The organism is Bradyrhizobium sp. USDA 4503, from assembly GCF_054055815.1.
This window is the reverse complement of sequence record NZ_JBSRXS010000001.1, coordinates 346,768-363,928: the sequence shown is the minus strand read 5'-3', so window position 1 is coordinate 363,928 and position 17,161 is coordinate 346,768. Positions and strand designations below refer to the sequence as shown.

13 protein-coding genes are annotated in these 17,161 nt (G+C 65.0%); 3 read left to right on the top strand and 10 right to left on the bottom strand.

The annotated features are described in order from the left end of the window. Positions 1-26: 26 nt before the first annotated feature. From ACVMIH_RS01685 to ACVMIH_RS01650, 8 genes are all read right to left on the bottom strand, one after another. Complete coding sequence (locus ACVMIH_RS01685; RefSeq protein WP_229189302.1) at positions 27-1,046, bottom strand: branched-chain amino acid ABC transporter permease; 1,020 nt, start codon at positions 1,044-1,046, stop codon at positions 27-29. Between the two features lie 5 nt (positions 1,047-1,051). Next, positions 1,052-1,918, bottom strand: coding sequence for a branched-chain amino acid ABC transporter permease (locus ACVMIH_RS01680; protein WP_456860510.1), 867 nt, complete (start codon positions 1,916-1,918; stop codon positions 1,052-1,054). A gap of 17 nt (positions 1,919-1,935) precedes the next feature. Further along, positions 1,936-2,634 (bottom strand): ABC transporter ATP-binding protein, encoded by a 699-nt coding sequence (locus tag ACVMIH_RS01675; RefSeq protein WP_456860508.1) that lies wholly within the window; start codon positions 2,632-2,634, stop codon positions 1,936-1,938. Then, positions 2,621-3,352, bottom strand: coding sequence for an ABC transporter ATP-binding protein (locus tag ACVMIH_RS01670; protein WP_456860506.1), 732 nt, complete (start codon positions 3,350-3,352; stop codon positions 2,621-2,623). Before ACVMIH_RS01670 ends, ACVMIH_RS01675 begins: the two co-directional genes overlap by 14 nt. A gap of 1 nt (position 3,353) precedes the next feature. Continuing rightward, positions 3,354-4,667: an ABC transporter substrate-binding protein gene (locus ACVMIH_RS01665; protein ID WP_229189300.1), complete on the bottom strand. Its 1,314-nt coding sequence runs from the start codon at positions 4,665-4,667 to the stop codon at positions 3,354-3,356. 42 nt (positions 4,668-4,709) lie between these two features. Further along, positions 4,710-5,798, bottom strand: coding sequence for a CobW family GTP-binding protein (locus ACVMIH_RS01660; RefSeq protein ID WP_456860504.1), 1,089 nt, complete (start codon positions 5,796-5,798; stop codon positions 4,710-4,712). Continuing rightward, positions 5,798-7,465, bottom strand: coding sequence for an amidohydrolase (locus ACVMIH_RS01655; protein ID WP_456860502.1), 1,668 nt, complete (start codon positions 7,463-7,465; stop codon positions 5,798-5,800). Before ACVMIH_RS01655 ends, ACVMIH_RS01660 begins: the two co-directional genes overlap by 1 nt. A 330-nt stretch (positions 7,466-7,795) precedes the next feature. After that, a complete protein-coding gene (locus ACVMIH_RS01650; protein ID WP_456851767.1) occupies positions 7,796-9,373 on the bottom strand; it encodes a gamma-glutamyltransferase family protein in 1,578 nt (525 codons plus the stop codon). Positions 9,374-9,869: 496 nt separating this feature from the next. Here ACVMIH_RS01650 and ACVMIH_RS01645 point away from each other — a divergent pair, with 496 nt between their 5' ends. After that, positions 9,870-10,796 (top strand): D-alanyl-D-alanine carboxypeptidase family protein, encoded by a 927-nt coding sequence (locus tag ACVMIH_RS01645; protein WP_456815932.1) that lies wholly within the window; start codon positions 9,870-9,872, stop codon positions 10,794-10,796. A 1,208-nt stretch (positions 10,797-12,004) separates the two neighbouring features. Here the strand turns inward: ACVMIH_RS01645 and ACVMIH_RS01640 are convergent. Beyond that, positions 12,005-12,679 carry a helix-turn-helix transcriptional regulator gene (locus ACVMIH_RS01640; RefSeq protein WP_028345120.1) on the bottom strand — a complete coding sequence of 225 codons (675 nt, stop codon included), beginning with the start codon at positions 12,677-12,679 and terminating at the stop codon, positions 12,005-12,007. A 234-nt stretch (positions 12,680-12,913) separates the two neighbouring features. On the opposite strand from ACVMIH_RS01640, the gene ACVMIH_RS01635 reads away from it, so the two are divergent. After that, positions 12,914-14,116 (top strand): serine hydrolase domain-containing protein, encoded by a 1,203-nt coding sequence (locus ACVMIH_RS01635; protein WP_456860500.1) that lies wholly within the window; start codon positions 12,914-12,916, stop codon positions 14,114-14,116. Between the two features lie 22 nt (positions 14,117-14,138). Continuing rightward, positions 14,139-15,728 carry an ABC transporter substrate-binding protein gene (locus ACVMIH_RS01630; RefSeq protein WP_456860499.1) on the top strand — a complete coding sequence of 530 codons (1,590 nt, stop codon included), beginning with the start codon at positions 14,139-14,141 and terminating at the stop codon, positions 15,726-15,728. A gap of 5 nt (positions 15,729-15,733) precedes the next feature. Here ACVMIH_RS01630 and ACVMIH_RS01625 read toward each other — a convergent pair whose 3' ends face one another. Beyond that, complete coding sequence (locus ACVMIH_RS01625) at positions 15,734-17,137, bottom strand: amidase (protein ID WP_456860497.1); 1,404 nt, start codon at positions 17,135-17,137, stop codon at positions 15,734-15,736. Positions 17,138-17,161: the final 24 nt, after the last annotated feature.

Sequence of the window (17,161 nt, the reverse complement as noted above, 5' to 3'; positions counted from 1 at the left end):
CGGTGGCGACGTGAAGGCCCGCTTCTTCATCCGGTAACCTGTTCCGACGCCGCCGGCAGGATCGCGGCCGCGGCCGGGCATGGCGCGGCGCGGTGTACATCGAGCAGCCGCACGCCGAAGCGATCGCGCAAGGCCGGCCAGAGGCCGCGCGGCGCCACGATCATCACCACGACGGCGATGATGCCGAGCCCCACCAGATACCAGCCGCCGGATAGGCCGAGCGGTCCGGTCATCAGCTCGCGCAGGCCGAAGAAGATGATGACGCCGAGGATCGGGCCTTCCAGCGTTCCAATACCGCCGATGATCACGATAAACATCATGTAGACGGACCAGTTGACGTCGAAGGCCGCCAGCGGCGCGATGAACAGATTGCCCATGAAGCTGAGCGCGCCGGCAAGCCCACATCCCGCCGCCGAGAGCACGAAGGCGACGAAACGATTGTGCCGGACGTCGACGCCGACGCTCATCGCGGCAAGATCATTGTCGCGCACGCTCATCAGCCCGAGCCCGAAGCTCGACGTCATCATCCTGTACAGCGCAGCGATGGTCACGAGCGTCAGGCCGCCGGCGAGCCAGAACATCGTCGGCTCGAACCAGTCGAAATCGATCAGCTTGCTGGTCGCGAGCGGCACGCCCGACGTGCCGCCGACGGCCTGCGACTTCATCGTAAACGCGCCGATGATCTCGGCGAACACCCACATCGCGATCGAGAAATAGGCGTCGCGAAGCCGAAACAGCGGAAAGGCGATGATCGCTGCAACGGCGCCCGCCACCAGCGGCGCGACCGGCAGCACCCAGATCGGCGTAACCTCGAGCCAGCCCGAGGTCAGGAACAGCGCATAGGCGCCGAAGGCGATGAAGACCTGGTGGCCAAGCGAGACCAGCCCGGCATAACCCGCCAGCAGGTTCCACATCTGCGCCATCGTCAGCAAGAGTAGGCACTCGGTCGCGAGCCGCAGGAATCCCTCGTTCAGCACGAAGGGCGCGCCGGCAATCACCGCGACGAGCACGATGGCAGAGGCCGCAAGAATGGTACGTGTCGGCATCGGCATCACACCCTGCTCGACACGAGACCCGACGGGCGGATCAGCAGCATGATGAAGAACAGGAGGTGCGCATAGAGCAGCCCGGCATTCGGATCGATTTTCAGCCCGATCAATTGCGCCATGCCGAGCGCGATGCCGCCGAGCAGCGCGCCCCAGAACGAGCCGAGCCCGCCCAGCACCACGACCTCGAACGCGATCAGGAGCCGCTCGGCACCCGAGAACGGCGTGAAGCTCGAGCGCACCGCCAGCAGCACGCCGCCGATCGCGCCGAGCGCGAGCGACAGGCCCATGACGTAATTATAAACCCGGTCCGGCTTGACCCCGGACAGCCGGACGATATCGCGGCGGTCGGCGGTGGCGCGCACGATCCGGCCGAACTCGGTATGGCGCAGCATGAGCTGCAGCGCCATGAACAGCAATGCGGCCAGCACCAGTGTCAGCAGCGGCATGATGCCGATATTGAGGCCCGCGATCTCCAGGCTGGCGCGCGAGAGCTCGCCGACCTGGAGGCTGCGCACGTCGGCGCCGAACACCTCGACCATCACGTTGCGCAGAATGACAGAAACGCCGAAGGTCAGCAGCAGCGGCGATAGCGGATCGGGCGAGGTCACCACCCGGTTGACGATGGCGGCCTGGTAGAGCCATCCGACCGCAAAGGACAGCGCGATCACTGGGATCAGCATCAAGAGGGGCGAGACCTGCGGAAACAGGTTGGCCAGCAGCACGGCGCAGAACGCGCTCAGCACCATGAACTCGCCATGGGCGATATTGACGACGCGCATCACGCCGAACACCAGCGCGAGCCCGATGCCGAGCAGCCCATAGAGCCCGCCGAGCAGAGCCCCGTTGATCAATGTCTCAACCCAGATCATGTCGTTGCCAACCCTGGCTAGTTACCGAAATAAGCGTGCGTCAGCTGCTCCGGCTGCAACCCTTGCGCCGGGCCGGTCAGCGACACCCGCCCCTTCAACAGGCAATAGATCCGCTCCGAGGTCGCGAGCGCACGCTTGACGTCCTGCTCGACCAGCACGACCGCGGTGCCCTCGCGGCGGATGTCGGCAAAGGAGCGGTAGATCTGTTCGACCACGACCGGCGCGAGCCCGAGCGAGATCTCGTCGCACAGCAGGAGCCGCGGGTTCGACATCAGCGCGCGGCCGATCGCCGCCATCTGCTGCTGGCCGCCGGAGAGCTGGCCGGGAAACATCCGCCGCCGCTCCTCGAGGATCGGGAACAGGTCGAACACCCGCCGCAGGGTCCAGCTGCCTTTGCGCCGGTTGACGCTGCCCATCAAGAGGTTCTCCTCGATCGTCAGCGAGTCGAACAGCAGGCGGCCCTCGGGCACCATGATGAGGCCGAGCCGCGACACATCTTCGGCCGGCATCTGCGAGATATCGACGCCGTCGAACTGCACCGCGCCGCGACGCTCCTCGTTGAGACCAACCAGCGCCTTCAGGAACGTCGACTTGCCGGCGCCGTTGGCGCCGACCAGCGCTACCGCCTCGCCGTCCGCGACGGTGAAGTTCATGTCGAACACGGCCTGCAGATCGCCGTAGAAGATCTGCAGGCCGTTCACATCAAGCAACGCCATCGGCTTTCAATCCCATGTAGATCTCGCGCACCACGGCGCTGTCCATGACCTCGGCCGGCGGTCCCTCCAGCACCTTGCGGCCGAAATCGAGCACCAGGATGCGATCCGATACCGCGCGCAGCGCGTGAGGAATGTGCTCGATCCAGATCATGGCGTGATCGGCCTTCACCGACTGGATGATGGCAACGAGGCGCTCGACCTCGGGCTCTGTGAGACCGGCCGCGATCTCGTCGAGCAGGATCAGTTTCGGCTTCGAGGCCAGCGCCTTGGCGAATTCCAGCCGCTTGCGGTCGATCAGCGGCAAGGCGCCCGCGAGCTTGTCCGCCTTGGCGTCGAGCCCGGTGCGCTGCAACACCTCCATGGTCCAGCTCGACGCCGCCTCGCCGGTGAGGCCGGCGCCGTAGGATGCCGCGACCAGCGCATTCTCATAGACCGACAGATGCGGGAACGGCTGCGGGATCTGGAACGCTCGCCCGAGCCCCATCCGCGCCCGGCGGTGCGGGGGCAGGCCTGATATCTCCCTGTCGTCGAGCATGATCGAGCCGCCGTCGGCGGTGAGCAGGCCGACGATCAGGTTGAGCAGCGAGCTCTTGCCGGCGCCGTTCGGGCCGATCACGCCGAGGCACTCGCCGCGCGCCAGCGCGAAGCTGACATTGTCGGCGACCACGATCTCGCCAAAGCGCTTCGACAGCCCGCTGACGCGCAGAAGCCGTGCCATCTCAGGCCAGCTTGGAGAGCAGCTGGAGATCGGCCTGCTTCGGGATGAACGGTGCCGTTCCGTTGTGCACGATCAGGAGCTCGTATTTCGACTTGCCGCCCTTGGCCTTGCGCCATTGCCCGCCCGACAGCGAGGTCACCGCGACGTTCTTGATCGGGCTGTCCTTGAACTTGACCCGGCCGACCACGGTCTCCATGTCGAGGCCGGCGATCGCATCGCGCAACGAGTTCTTGTCCTTGGGATCGCTGTTCTGCAACGCCGCGAGCCCGACCTCCCACAGCGCATGGGCGTAGCCGATCGGCTGGGTCCACTGCTTGCCTGTCGTCTTCTCCCACTCCGCGGCGAGCTCGTCAGCGCTCTGCCCGGTCAGCGAGGACTTGAACGGATAGGCCGGCGTCCACCACACCTCGGTCGACATGCCGTCGCCGCGATCGCCGAGCGCATTAACCGCGGCCGGGAACAGGAAGGCCGCCGCCACCGTGCAGATCTGCGGCTTGAAACCGGCCTGCGCCGCCTGATTCCACAGCGTCACCCAGTGATTGCTGAAGGTGAAGCCGGAGACGATGTCGACGCCGTTGTTCTTGAACAGCGCGATCTGGTTGGTGAAGTCGTCGGTCGCGATCTGGAATTTGCCGGCCGAGAATTCCTGATAGCCGGCCGCCGAGATGCCCGCCGGCAGGCCGAGCTTCGGATCGGAGAACGCCTGGCCCGGCGGGTTGTCGATGTAAAGCGTGCCGACCTTCTTGTTGGTGTCGACCGACTGCCACATACCCAAGAAATTTTTGGCGACGTCGTCGGCGCCCCAGAAGAAATGGTAGCTGTACGGAAACCCCTTGTCCGGCGTCGACTTGCGCGGGAACATCCAGCCCTGCCACGGCACCATGGTCGAGATGGTGGGAATGCCGCGGGCGTCGGCGAGCTCCTGCACCGGCGGCTGGGCGTCGCCGTCCTCGATCAAGATCAGGTCGCACTTCTCACGCAGCACCAGCTCGCTCGCGATCACCGACGAGCGGTTCGGATCGGATTGATTGTCCTTGAACACCAGCTCGACCTGATAGGTCTTGCCGCCGATCTTCAGACCATCCTTCAGCCGCGCCTTGATGCGCTCATGGATCCAGGGATCGGGCTCGGCGAACTGCGCGCGGACGCCGGAGAGGCAGCCGACCCAGCCGATCTTGATGGTGTTGCCGGTGGCCCGCGCGACATTGACCAGCGGCACGTTCATCGCCGATGCGAGGCCGGTGGCACCGGCCGCTTTCAAGAGCGTGCGCCGATTGAGCCGACCGGATGCCGTATTGTTCTTTGTCTCAGTCATGTCCCTCTCCCTCCACAACCAATGAAAATGCCTGACCGCGGCTCACGCAGCCGGTCGCTGGATCGCCGCACGGCTCACCGCGGCGAATTTGCACAAGGTGTTTTCGATGATCTGGCGCGGGATGCCGCGCACGATGAAGACGAGCCGCGAGCGCCGGTCCGCCGACGGCCAGCCCTGCAGCGCGATCGGCGGATGGAACACGTGCTGCACGCCGTGCACCACCATGGGCGCATCGGGCTGCTCGGCGACATGCACGATCGCCTTGAAGCGCAGCAGGTCCTCGCCTCTAAGCGCCGCGACATAATCGAGCCAGCGCGCGAACGCCTCCCGCTGGATCGGCTCGTCGATGATCAGGCTGTAGGACGATACGCCGGTGTCGTGCGCGTGGTGACTGTGGTGGCTGCACGCCTCGCCGTCGCAATGGTGATCCCCGTGATGGTGCGGCGTGTTCGCCGCCTGCCCTGCCAGATCGAACCAGCGCACCACATCAGCGGAGCGCGCCGCCGGATCGAACAGCCCGGCATCGAGGACTTTTGCCGGATCGACGATCCCGTTCCGCACGTGTGAGCGCGTTGCGACCGGATTGATCGCCGCAAGCTGCGCACCGAGCCGCGCCAGTGCATCATCGGCGGCAAGGTCGGTCTTGGTCACGAGCAGCCGGTCGGCGACGGCGATCTGCCTGACGGCTTCGCTGTGCGCCGCAAGAGTGTGCGTACCATTAACCGCATCGACGGTCGCGACCACGCCGTCGATCCGGTAGCGGCCGACGATATCGGACGCCGTCATCAGCGTGTGCAGCACGGGCACGGGATCGGCCAGCCCGGTGGTCTCGACCAGCACCCGGTGGAATGGCGGGATCGTGCCGTCAGCGCGGCGCGATGCGAGGTCGGCCAGCGTCTCGATCAGGTCCTCGCGCACCGAGCAGCAGATGCAGCCATTGTCGAGCAGCGCCAGGCGGTCCTCGCTGCTCTCGACCAAAAGGTGATCCAACGCCACCTCGCCGAACTCGTTGATGATGGCGACGACGCCATTGAGCTCTGGCTGGCGCAGCAAATGGTTCAGCACCGTGGTCTTGCCGCTGCCGAGGAAACCGGTCAGCACCGTGACCGCGATCTGATCCACCGTTGCCATCACGCGCCCCGCTCGTAGACCTTGCGGCCCTCGAAGAAGGTCATCTCGACCCGCGTATCGGCCAATTGATCCGGCGGGATGTCGAAGATCATCTGGTCGAGCACGATGAGGTCGGCGGATTTGCCGACCTCGATCGAGCCGATCGACTGGCCGAGGCCGGCCGCGCGCGCGGCGTCGATGGTGTAGATGTCGATCACGGTTTTGAGGTCGAGCGCCTGCTCCGCCCACAGCGACTTGCCCGGAAAATCTCCGGTCGGATTCTGCCGCGTCACCATGCCCTCGATGCCCTGCCAGGGGTCGGGGATCGGGATCACCGGCCAGTCCGAGCCGCCGGCCATCAGTGCGCCGGCTTCCTTCAAATCCTTGTTCGGCCAGAAGCGCTGCGCGCGCTCCTCGCCCATCGCGGCCTTATGCGCCTCGAGGAAGATGGTCGGATACCAGATGATCGGCGACAGGTCGGCGGCGACGCCGAGCTCGGCGAAGCGCTTGACATCGTCGGGCGCGATATAGCTCGCATGCGCGATCTGATGGATCAGATGGGTCGGGCCGTTGAAGCTGCGCACGACATCGATGGCGTCGAGCGCCTGCGTCACCGCGGCGTCGCCCGCGCAATGGATCTTCGCGGCAAGGCCGAGCTTCTCGCAGCGCCCGAGCCAACGGATCAGGTCCGGCACGGTCAGCATGGTGGAGCCGCGGAAGCAGCAGCCGCGCACCGGGTCGGCCACATACGGCTCGTGGAAGGCCGCGGTCTTGGCGCCCGGCACGCCGTCGAGGAACACCTTGACATAATCGGGCTTCACATGCGCACCGCGGTAATCCTCGCGCAGCGCGAACAGCTCCTCGCCAGCCTTGCCGAACATGAAGCCCGGCTCGACCACCGGCATCGCGCACACCGCCCAGGCGGTCAGCTCGCCGCGGTCGTCGAGCCCCTTCAGCGCCGCCATGATCGGCTGCATGCTGGCAGCGTCGATGAAGGCGGTGACGCCATAGGCGTTCAGCACCGAGATCGAGCGCGCCACCGCCGCGCGGTCCATCTCGGCCGTGTAGTGGCCGGAGGCCGCGAGTGCCCGCTCGACCAGGCCGGAGGCGGCCTCGATCATGATGCCGGTCAGCGTTCCGGTCTTGAGGTCGCGGCCGATTTCGCCGTCGGTCGGATCAGCCGTGTCGGCCGCAACGCCGGCCAGCCGCAGCGCCGCCGAGCTCGCCCAGCGATTATGATAGGTGTCGTCGCGCAATACGACGGGATGCCCGAGGCAGGCAGCGTCCAGCAGCGCGCAGGACTCCGCGGTGTTCATCTCGTTCAGGAGATTATTGCCGAACTGCCCGCCGACGATCCAGGCGCCCGGCGCAGCCGCTGACGCGGCCTTGTGCAGGGTTTCGGCGATCCTTGGAATGCTGTCGGCGTTGCAGAAGCGCAGCTCGTAAAGATCGGCCTGTCCACCCATCATGATGTGATTGTGGATGTCGACGATCCCCGGCATCGCCATGCGGCCGCCGAGATCGACGGTCGCCGTTTCCTCGCCGATGAGCGCCGCGACGTCGCGTTCCTCGCCCACGGCGATGAACCGGCCGGCCTTGACGGCCGCGCAGCTTGCCCAGGGTTGCCCGCGGTTCGACGTGTAGATCCGGCCGTTGCGGAAGACCGTGTCGGCGAATGTCCTGTTCATACGGATCAAACTTCTCGATTGGGAAAGCCTGGAGCGATCAGCCTCTCACCGTGCGGTGCACAAGGCCGAACCGCGCACGACGCCGGCATGATGGCCAAACGTTCGGCATGTCGGCATTTGGAACAATCCACCGTCCGGTGGATGCTCCGCCGCTTCCCCGCAAGCGCAGGGCTATTGCGTATTGCCTGCCTCCGCAGGGGCGCACTGCCAAAACATCGAAAACAACCCCATGCACAGTAGCTGGCGGCGTGCCGGCACTCGACATGGCGACTTGACATGTCGGGCAAATCAGCGTTACTATTCTATTATTCCGAAACCGCGCGACGCGCCTCAGAACCCTAGCGCCAGTCCGTCCTTGCGGTGGTCCGAAGCGCCGAACAGGACGCCGCGGGCGTGGTCGATGCGGATCGCCTGGCAGCCGCCGATCGGCTCCTCCGAGAACCGCGCATCGTGGCCGCGGGCGCGAAGGTCGTCGCGAATCCCGGGAGAAATGGTCGTCTCCAGCGACAGCGCGCCGTCGAAGGCAAAGGAGCGCGGCGCCTCGGCCGCGGCCTGGATGTTCATCTTCATGTCGAAGATGTTCGACAGCAGATTGGCGTGGCCCGCGGCCTGGTAGTGCCCGCCCATCACGCCGAACGACATCACGGTCTTGCCGTCCTTGCGCAGAAGGCCCGGAATGATCGTATGCATCGGCCGCTTGCGCGGCCCGAGCGAATTGGGATGTCCCGGTTTGGCGCGAAAGCTCCAGCCGCGGTTGTGCAGCAGGATGCCCGATTTCGGCGCGTAGATGCCGCTGCCGAACGGATAGAACAGCGAGTTGATCAGCGAGACGGCGTTGAGATCGCGGTCGACCACCGTGACATAGACGGTGTCGCGATGCTCGATATCGTCCCAGGTCGCGGGCGCGGATGCGCGGCGCATGTCGATCTTGCCACGGATTCTCTCGATATAGTCGTCGGCAAGGAATGCGGCCGGATCGACCTTGCTGGTGGCGGGATCGCAAAAGAAGGCGTCGCGCGCGCGGTAGGCCGCCTTGGTGGCTTCAGCCAGCAGATGGATGCGATCGGCCTCTCCGAGCTTGCCGACATCGAAGCCTGCAAGCGTCCGCAGGATCATCAGTGCGGCCAGGCCCTGCCCGTTCGGCGGGCACTCGACCACGTCGTGGTCGTGGTAGCGCGCCGAGATCGGGTGCACATAGTCGGAGGCTTGGGCGGCGAAATCGTCGGTGCTGTGGGCGCCGCCCAGGGCACGCAAGATAGCCACCATCTCGTCGGCAGCCTCGCCCGTGTAGAACGCGTTGCGTCCGTGCTGCGCGATCCGGCGAAGGGTGCGGCCGAGCGCGGGTTGCGTACGGATGTCGCCGACCTCAGGCGCCTTGCCGCCGGGCAGGAACTGCGCCGCCGCATTGCCGTCGATCTCGATCCGGGCCCGGAAGCGGCGCCAGTCCTCCGCGACGCGGGGCGTCACGCAAAAGCCCCGCTCGGCAGCCGCGATCGCCGGTCGGAAGATCTCCTCCAGGGACCTGCTGCCATGATCGGCGACCAGCCGGCACCACGCATCGATCGCGCCGGGCACGGTGACGGCCTCGGGCGCGGTCGGCGGAATGTCGCGCGCGCCGCTCGCGGCAAATTTCTCGGCATCGGTTGCGGCAGGCGTGCGGCCCGAGCCGTTCAGCGCGATCGGCTCGCCGGCGTCAGGCGAATACAGCGCGAAGCAGTCGCCGCCGATCCCGGTCATCTGCGGCTCGACGACGCCCTGCACCGCGACCGCCGCCACCGCGGCATCGACGGCATTGCCGCCGGCCTTCAGCATCTCGACCGCGGCCAGCGTCGCCTGCGGGTGCGAGGTCGCGGCCATGCCACGCTCCGCAACCGCCACCGAACGGCCGACGGCCATGAAATCGCGCATGTCGTTTCCTTCAATGTTGTGAGCGGCCGCCGCTCGCCAACATTGTCGAAAACGACACCGGTCCTCGCGGAGGACTCTCGTTTGGCCACCGGGTAGGCAGCAATCCACCCAACGGTGGATCGGTGAATACGGACGAGGGTTGTCACGCCTCTCGGACGCGGCGAATTGATCCGGCGGCAACCGGGCAAAACCTGTCAAACCTGCGCGTGAGGAATTCTTTCGGCCTATCTGAATAGTTGCGTGCTCGGCGGCAATTCTGTGGTGGGTAACTGGTTGCCAAGCCCGGAGCGCGATGGCACGCTGCCACGATCAATTTAGCTCATGTCGATTGCCAATGCCGATGTCATCTCTCAGAGAGCTTCATGGCGCCAGGCGAAGTCGGTTCGGTTGGGGGGCTGGTTGGTTACGCATTGCCTCGTCTCTGGTCTCACTGTCATGCTGCGCCGTCGTTCACGACGTGCGTGCGGCGTCGCCCAATGAGGAGTCGAGCCGACCCGTGACGGCATCCGAACCGTCGGCTCAATCCGATGCCGACGGAGGTGTCTTGCCGGATGCGGACCGAGCGTCGCCCGAGGCTCCGTCGACGACGCCAGGCGAGAAGCAACCTGAGCAGGTATCCACGGCCAACGTTGCCGGCTCGTTCAAGGTCGCCCCGGACAATATTGATACAGTTCTGGTCCTGGACGAATGCTTTGTTGCCGAGGCGTGCATCGACCGGTTCCTTGGCGCGCTCTACACGCGAGCGCCGAAGACCGACTGGATCGTCGTGTACGAAAAAAAGGACGTGATCATCAAACGGAAGCGCAAGCTGATCACGGTCACGCGCAGCATCCCGAAGCGGGTCGAAAATGACTTCGGATGGAAGGACCCCAAGGCGGCAGAAAGAGCCCGCATGCCTCTGATGGATTACGTGATCGGAGGGATGGATCGAGCCTTCAAGCAAAAGCTGTTCTATATGCTCCACGCAGCGGAGCAGGCCGGACTGGCACCCGGGATCACAAGCGGATTTCGCGACGACTACCGCCAATCGATTGCAAGCGGGCTGAAGGCCGCAAATGACAAGTCCTATCACGGCGGCAGCTCGCGTGGAGGCTATGGTCACGGGCTCGCCGCAGACGTCGTCAGCATGAATGGCGGGAGCAAGGAGGAGCGTGCAACCGAGACCAAGCGATTATGGAAATGGATCGACGAGCACGAAAAGCAGTTCGGAGTCGGACGTCCATACTTGAATGGAGACCCAGCGCATCTCGCACCGGTCGATGGTCGGGAGTATGCTGCTCATCGTACGGTATCAAGGCACACAAAGCTGGCCGGCAAGCGACATACCCGAATCGCAGCATCTTCCAGACATGGCGTGACGACGCGCGCAAAGTCAAAGGCAGCGTCGAGGGCCGCGACGACGAAACTCAGCTCGCGCCTCTGATTGGCCTACCCCTCCTGCGCTTCGTGCGCTCCGGCGCGCCCCAGCTCAGGGGGTGAGCTGGGGCTGACGGCGGCTTCGGAGGCCGCAGCGGCCAGCCTCCGTCCATGACGTTACGCCTCTCCCCGCGACTCTCATCTACCAGGAACCGCGATTGCTGCGCCGCGCTACTACTTCTGCGCTGTGGAGCTTGCTTGCCGCTGAATCTGTTACTCGGGGCTAGTCCAGAATGGCAATTGCCGCGTGCGCTTGTCGATCTATCATGTCCCCAGTCGTGCGGATTGGCCGACATTTTGCCCACACCCGACCATGCACCTCGCGCGATCAGGGATCGCCGCTTCGGCCCACGGAGCGACGGTCCCGCCCAATTCCGGAAACGACAGATCAGTTCGACGGGCAACTCAGCAAATCCTGTCAATCCTTCACGCGAAGAATATTTCGCTTTGTCAGAAGCGCCACTCGATCACCCGCATGCGCATGCGCGGGTGATGACACCGAAGAAGGGTGCGCAGTAGCGGTGCGTTGTCTCGCGCGAGAAGCATCCTCATCGTCGTCCTGGCGCAGGCCGGGACCCATAACCACTGAAGATGATTGTTGTGCGACGCTGGGGCCACGGCTTTCCTCACCAACCCAGTCCTGTGGTTATGGGTCCCGGCCTTCGCCGGGACGACACGTGGAGGGAGCTGTGTGCTGGCATATTCTTCGGTGTCATCGCCCGGCTCGACCTGGCGATTCAGTGTGCCGCGGCCTCTCGATTCAAGCACAGGCATCTCTGGAATACTGGATCCCCGCATGCGCGCATTCGCGGGTGATGACACCGCGCCGTTTGACATCTTGAATTGCGATTCATCCTCATCGTCGTCCCTGCGAAAGCACTAGGGCATTTACACATCTCTTCGAGGCTAGAAAACCGACTCATCATCAAGGGGTTAGCTACTAGGCGAGAGCCGAAATCGGCGGGCGCAACCCTAGCGCAGATGAGTAAGCTCTCTGCGGTTTTCGGCCAACTCTTTGAGAAGACTCCGGAAAGACTGCGGAGGATATGTATATACGCTAGTGCGAAAGCAGGGACCCATAACCACCGATGTTTATCGTTTCACGACGCTGGAGTGACGAATCCCGTTCACAACATCCGCCGCGGCGTATGAGTCCCTGCTTTCGCAGGGACGACGTGCCGGAAGAGCCGCGGGCCCTAATCGACAGCCCGCGCCTCAATGCGGCCGCGACATCATCGCCACGACGGCGGAGCGGGTCTCGACGCCGAGCTTTTCGAAGATATGGATCAGATGCGTCTTCACCGTCGCGAGGCCGATGTTCAGGCACTCGCCGATCTCGCGGTTGGTTCGGCCGCAGCACAACAGCTCGACGACTTCCATCTCGCGCGAGGTCAGGCCAAAGCGCGCCGGCTCGTCGGCATTCGACGACAGGCGACTGGTCAGGTTGAACTCGAGATAGTCGTGGATCTTCTCCGCAATGTGCATGCTGCCGTCGGGGATCGCGCAGCCCGGCGCCCACAGCACGCTCATTCCGGCGACGATGCGGTCGTTGCGGCGGAAGAAGAACTCGATCATGTCGGCGACGCCGCATTGGCCGGCGAAGGCGCGGTAGGTCGCCGCCTCCTGGGTCGCGCATTGGTCGAGCGCCGTGCTCAGCCGCGCAATCGGCCGGTTGCTCGCCGAGCGCGGATGCAACGGATCGAGCCGGTTCATGCCGGCAAGATACTGGTCGTGGAAACTCGGCGGCACGTTGCTAGAGAGCACGAAGCGGTTGAGGGTCAAATTGCCGTCGACCTCGTAGAACGCGGTCGCCGACCCCTCGAGAATGCCGCGCGCGAACTGAATGGCCTGCGTGGTTGCCGGATCCGGTCGGCCCAGAAGCGCGATCATGACCTACCTCCCGATGTTTCCCGATGGCGAACGTCTGCGCGTCGCGTAACCGTCACGCTGAGGCACGCGCGAGCCGTAGTCAAGCAAATTGCGGGCCAAACGCACGAAGCGCACATCCGGGGAAACGGTTACGCCGAAGTAACCCAACGGCCCCCTCCACCATCCGGTTGATTGCGAGCGACGCGAGCCATGCGGAACTTTCGCGCATCATCCGATGTCATTGCTGGATCAAGAATGAATTCGCGTCGCATCATGGCCGCCTTCCCGTCGGCGGCCGACGAACAGGTCACGCTCGCCAACTGGCGCCAACATCCCTTCAACGAGTGGGCATTCCGCAATGTCCGCGAATTGCTGCCCACCGCGAACATCGCGCGCGCCGCAGCGCCGGCGCCACTGTCCTTTGCGCCGCGCTATCTCGACGACCTCAGCTTCGCCAACCCGCGCGGCGAGACGGTCGGCGTCGGCGAGGCGCTGCGCGCCAGCCACACCGACGGCATCGTGGTGTCGCATCGCGGACAGGTCGCGTTCGAATGGTATGCCCATGGCCTGACGCCCGATACCCCGCACCTGATCTTCTCCGTCAGCAAGTCGGTCGCCGGAACGCTCGGCGGCATCCTCGCCGATCAGGGCAAGCTCGACCCCGACGCGCCGGTGATGCGCTACATCCCGGAGATGGAGGGCTCGGTCTATGGCGGCAGCTGCACGGTGCGGCATCTGCTCGACATGAGCGTCGGCATCCGCTTCGACGAGGATTACATGGCGCGCGACGGCGACGTCATCAACTACCGGCGCTCGACCGGCTGGGAGCTGCCCGATCCGGCGATTCCGCCGAGCAATCTGCGCGACTATCTGCGCACGCTGCGGCCGAACGGCGCACCGCATGGAGAGACCTTCCACTACGTCTCGACCAACACCGACGTGCTCGGCTGGGTCTATGAGCGCGCCTGCGGCATGTCCTACGCAAAGATCCTCTCCCACTATCTGTGGCAGCCGATGGGCGCCGAGCACGACGCTTACATCACGGTCGATTCACGCGGTGCCGGCCGCGTCGCCGGCGGCATCTGCGCGACACTGCGGGATCTCACCCGGTTCGGCGAGATGATGCGCAATCACGGCATCAGCAACGGACGACAGGTCGTCCCCGGCTGGTGGATCGACGACATCAGGCAGAACGGCAATGCCGAGGCCTGGTCGCGCGGCGACCTGACGAAAGTGTTTCCAAACGGCAACTACCGCAACAAGTGGTACACGCTCGATCGACGCGAAACGCCGTTTGCCGCGGTCGGCATCCATGGCCAGTGGATCTACATCGATCCGGCCAATGAGACCGTGATCGCACGCGTCTCCTCGCAGCCGCTGCCGATGGATCTCGATCTCGATCACATGTGGATGCGCGGCTATCGCGCGATCGCGGCCAGGCTTGCCGGCAAGAGCTGACCGATTGCGACAGGGGGACACCATGGGACCACCGATCAACCGCCGCCGTCTGTTGCAGATCAGTGCGGGAGCAAGCCTCGGCATTGCGATGCCGCGCATCGCGCGGGCCAGTTCGAAGACGATCACGGCCGTCATGCACGCGCCGCTGCGCGTCACCGATCCGATCATGACGACGGCGTGGACCGCGCGCAACCACGGCTACATGATCTACGACACGCTGTTCTCGACCAATTCGAAATTCGAGATCAAGCCGCAGATGGTCGAGGCCTGGGAGGTCTCCGCCGACGGCCTGACCTACACCTTCCGCCTGCGGCCCGGCCTCAAATTCCATGACCGCAGCGCGGTGACGTCGGCCGACGTCATCCCCTCGCTGCAGCGCTGGGCCAAGCGCGACACGATGGGCCAGAAACTGTTCGAATTCATTGCCGAACTGAAGGCGGTCGACGAGCGCAGCTTCCGCATGGTGCTGAAGGAGCCCTGCGGCTTCGTGCTGGCGGCGCTCGGCAAGCCGACCGCCAACGTGCCCTTCATCGTGCCGGCGCGGATCGCCGCGACGCCCGCCGACCAGGCCATATCAGATCATCTCGGCTCCGGACCATTCCGCTTCGTGACGGCGGAATTCCAGCCCGGCGTCAAGGCCGCCTATGAGAAAAACCCGGACTACGTTTCCCGCGACGAGCCGTCCGACGGCACCGGCGGCGGAAAGGTCGTCAAGATCGGCCGCTACGAATGGATCAGCGTGCCGGATTTCCAGATCGCGACCAACGCGCTTGTCAACGACGAGATCGACTATTTCGAGGTGCCGCCGCACGACCATCATCCGATGCTTGCGCGCGCCTCCAATGTCGAGCTGACCGATTACAACACGCTCGGCTTCTCCGGCATGTGCCGGATGAACTGGCTGGTGCCGCCGTTCGACCGGCCGGAGATCCGCCAGGCCGTGCTGCACGCGGTGAACCAGAAGGACTGGCTCGACACCCAGATCGGCAATCCCGATTACTACAAGATCACGCCGGCAATCTTCGTCGCCGGCACGCCGTTCGAAAGCGCGGTCGGATGGTCGACCAAGGCGGACACCGCGAAAGCCAGGGAGTTGCTCAAGCAGGGCGGCTACAAGGGCGAGCAGATCACGATCCTGCACGCGACCGACGCCCCGATCATCACCGCGCTCGGCACGGTCACCGCCGAGGCGCTGCGTTCGATCGGCATGAACGTCAGCCTGCTGGCGATGGATTGGGGTTCGGTGGTGGCACGCCGCGCCAAACAGTCGATGCCGGCCGAGGGCGGCTGGTCGCTCTACCATTCGACCTGGGCCAGCGCCGACCTCGTCAATCCGATCGGCAACGCCTGCGTCAACGGCAAGGGCAAGAACGGCGGCTTCTTCGGCTGGGTCGAGGACGCCGAGCTCGAGCGGCTGCGCGACAGCTTTGCCCGAACCGCGGCGCCGCCGGACCAGAAGGCGCTGGCCGACAATATCCAGGCACGCGCCTACGAGGTGGTCACCCACGTCCCGACCGGGCAGTACAATCAACCGGCCGCGACGCGCAAGGCGCTGAAGGACATCGTCCGCGCGCCGGTGCCGCTGTTCTGGAATGTCGACAAGACGGGTTGAGGCCTCTATTCGATCGGCGGCCGCCGCGTATGCCAGTCCGTCATCGACTGGAACGCGGCGCCGGCGCGGACCAGCACGTCTTCGGACAGATGTGGGCCGACCAATTGCATGCTGAGCGGCATCTGGTCCGAGGCCATGCCCATCGGCAAGGTAATAGTCGGGCTGCCCGAGAAATCGAACACCGCCGTGAAGCGCAGAATGCTCAGGAGGATATTGGGGTCGGCACCGTATTCGCTCATCTTGGTGAGCGTCGGAATCGGTACCGGCATCGTCGGGATCAGCAGCAGGTCGATATCTTCGAACATGGCGGCGAGGCTGCCGCTGAACTTCAACCGTTCATGATGGATCGCGGCAATATCGACGCCGCTCGTCGCCCGGCCCTGCTCGATCAGCTGCGCGAGATCGGGTCCGTATTCCGACTTGCGCGACGGGTAGGTGTCCAGATGCGCCTCAGCCGTCTCGACCGAGCACATCGCAATCCACTGGCTGACGAGCTTCTGGTAAGGCGGGACATGCACCTCGCGGATGTCGGCGCCGAGATCGGCGAGCGTGCGCTCGGCTTGCACCAGCGCGGCGACGACCTGCCGATCGATGCCCTCCTGGGTGTACCTGCGGTCAACACCGATCCTGAGGCTCCTGATGCCGTCGCCCGCTCCAGCCAGATAGTTCGGCACCGGAGCCCGCAAGGCGGTCGGGTCGTTGATATCAGCGCCCGCGATGACGCCGAGCATCGCCGCGGCATCCGCAGCGCTGCGGCACATCGGCCCGACGTGATCGAGCGAGTCGGCCAGCGGGAAGACGCCGTGCCGGCTGACCCGCCCCCAGGTCGGCTTGATCCCGGTCAACCCGCAGGTCGCCGACGGAAAGCGGATCGAGCCGCCGGTGTCGCTGCCGATCGAGCCGTAGCAGAGCCCCGCTGAGGTCGCGACGCCCGATCCGGTCGAGGAGGAGCCAACCCAGTAGTTCACATTCCACGGGTTGAGCGGGGCCTGGATTGCAGGATGATGGCTGGTATAGGCGCCCTCCGTCATCTTCAGCTTGCCGAGCGTCACCGCGCCGGCGACTTCGAGCCGATCCACGATCGTGGCATTGAAGGACGGCACGAACTTGGCGTGGATCGTCGTGCCACCCGCGGTCGGCGCAAACGAGGTGTAACAGAGGTCCTTCAGCCCGATCGGAACGCCATGCAGCGGGCCGCGCCAGACACCCTTGGCGATCTCCGCATCGTACTGCTTGGCCTGGGCCATCGCCCGCTCCGCAAGGACCAGCGCATAGCCGTGAAACTGTCCATCCAGCTTCGCAATCCGGCCCAGCATTGCCTCGGTGATCTCCGACGGCTTCGCCTCCTTGCGGCGAATGAGCTCGGAGATTTCGGTGATGGATTTGTAGTGCAATGAATCCGCTGACATCTGACGCCCTGCTGTTATCGGAAT